Here is a 2,500-nt window from a genome sequence, read left to right as displayed (position 1 = left end):
CCCCAGGGGGTAGAGCACTGGATGGGCTAGGGGTCCTCACCGGATTACCAAACCTAACCAAACTCCGAATACCTGGGAGTACTAGTCGGCAGACACACGGCGGGTGCTAACGTCCGTCGTGAAAAGGGAAACAACCCTGACCTACAGCTAAGGTCCCCAAGTTATGGCTAAGTGGGAAAGGATGTGAGGATCCCAAAACAACCAGGATGTTGGCTTAGAAGCAGCCATCATTTAAAGAAAGCGTAACAGCTCACTGGTCTAAATAAGGGTCTTTGCGCCGAAAATGTAACGGGGCTAAAGCCATACACCGAAGCTTAGGGTTTGGTCCGCAAGGGCCAAGCGGTAGCGGAGCGTTCTGTAAGCTGACGAAGCCATACCCGTGAGGGGTGGTGGAGGTATCAGAAGTGCGAATGCTGACATGAGTAACGTAAGGGGAGTGAGAGACTCCCCCGCCGAAAGACCAAGGGTTCCTGCTTAAAGCTAATCTGAGCAGGGTTAGCCGGCCCCTAAGACGAGGCGGAAACGCGTAGTCGATGGGAACCACGTTAATATTCGTGGGCTTGGAGGTAGTGACGGATCGCACAAGTTGTCCAATCTTATCGGATTGAACGGGCAGCGGAGCGGTTCCAGGAAATAGCTCCTCCTTATAAACCGTACCCGAAACCGACACTGGTGGTCAGGTAGAGTATACCAAGGCGCTTGAGAGAACTATGCTGAAGGAACTCGGCAAATTGCACGCGTAACTTCGGAAGAAGCGTGACCCTTTTCTACGCAAGTAGAGGAGGGTGGCACAGACCAGGGGGTAGCGACTGTTTATCAAAAACACAGGGCTCTGCGAAGTCGCAAGACGACGTATAGGGTCTGACGCCTGCCCGGTGCTGGAAGGTTAAGAGGAGGGGTGCAAGCTCTGAATCGAAGCCCCAGTAAACGGCGGCCGTAACTATAACGGTCCTAAGGTAGCGAAATTCCTTGTCGGGTAAGTTCCGACCTGCACGAATGGCGTAACGACTTCCCCGCTGTCTCCAGCATAGACTCAGTGAAATTGAATTCCCCGTGAAGATGCGGGGTTCCTGCGGTTAGACGGAAAGACCCCGTGCACCTTTACTATAGCTTTACATTGGCATTCGTAGTGGCATGTGTAGGATAGGTGGTAGGCTTTGAAACCTGGGCGCCAGCTCAGGTGGAGCCACCCTTGAAATACCACCCTTATTACTATGGATGTCTAACCGCGGCCCGTTATCCGGGTCCGGGACAATGTATGGTGGGTAGTTTGACTGGGGCGGTCGCCTCCTAAAGAGTAACGGAGGCGCGCGATGGTGGGCTCAGAACGGTCGGAAATCGTTCGCTGAGTGCAATGGCATAAGCCTGCCTGACTGCGAGACTGACAAGTCGAGCAGAGACGAAAGTCGGTCATAGTGATCCGGTGGTCCCGCGTGGAAGGGCCATCGCTCAACGGATAAAAGGTACGCCGGGGATAACAGGCTGATGACCCCCAAGAGTCCATATCGACGGGGTTGTTTGGCACCTCGATGTCGACTCATCGCATCCTGGGGCTGGAGCAGGTCCCAAGGGTATGGCTGTTCGCCATTTAAAGCGGTACGTGAGTTGGGTTCAGAACGTCGTGAGACAGTTCGGTCCCTATCTGCCGTGGGTGTAGGAATATTGAAAGGATCTGTCCCTAGTACGAGAGGACCGGGATGGACGGATCTCTGGTGGACCTGTTGTGGCGCCAGCCGCATAGCAGGGTAGCTATATCCGGACGGGATAACCGCTGAAGGCATCTAAGCGGGAAACCCACCTTAAAACGAGTATTCCCTGAGAACCGTGGAAGACGACCACGTTGATAGGCCGGGTGTGGAAGAGCGGCAACGCTTGAAGCTTACCGGTACTAATAGTTCGATCGGCTTGATCGTTCTCATTCCTTATGCTCATCGTGAACACGATGATCTGACCAGCGCTCACGCATGAGCGGCCCTTACGGGCCTATGCTCCGCGAGGGCGCCGGAAAACCGGCGACGCGCAGTCGCGCTTGCGGGCTTGCGCCCGAAGCAAAACACAAACGTCGCCTTGGCACGAAAAAACAGCTTCTCGATATAACGTGCGTTTTGCCGACCTGGTGGTTATGGCGGAGCGGCTGCACCCGATCCCATTCCGAACTCGGCCGTGAAACGCTCCAGCGCTGATGGTACTTCGTCTCAAGACGCGGGAGAGTAGGTCGCTGCCAGGTCTGCAAAACGCACGTTGAACTCTCATCCGCAAACCGGATGAAACTGAAATCTTCTCTCTACGAAAAGGCCCGCCAAGGGATCACGGGCCGCGCAAGCGGCCCTTTCATTTGGTCAGCCATATACCTATCTGTAAGCCATCCTGTTCATAGGCTTACGTCCAGATAAGCAAGCAAACGCTTGCTTCAGATCCGGAGCAAGCAAGAGCTTGCCCTGGAGAGTCCGGAGCAAGCAAGAGCTTGCCCTGGAGAGTCCGGAGCAAGCAAGAGCTTGCC

Annotated in this window: 2 rRNA genes (1 of these 2 cut by a window edge); both read left to right on the top strand. The window is 54.9% G+C overall.

The window, feature by feature from the left end:
* Window positions 1-1,913: ribosomal RNA gene (locus NKI88_RS31370) — 23S ribosomal RNA — on the top strand; it begins 889 nt to the left of the window's first position.
* 199 nt (window positions 1,914-2,112) lie between these two features.
* Window positions 2,113-2,227: ribosomal RNA gene (rrf, locus tag NKI88_RS31365) — 5S ribosomal RNA — on the top strand.
* Window positions 2,228-2,500: the final 273 nt, after the last annotated feature.

It is taken from the genome of Mesorhizobium sp. M0317 (assembly GCF_040321555.1).
Lineage (GTDB): Bacteria > Pseudomonadota > Alphaproteobacteria > Rhizobiales > Rhizobiaceae > Mesorhizobium.
The sequence above is the reverse complement of the archived record's forward strand: the minus strand, read 5'-3'. Positions and strand labels throughout refer to the sequence as shown.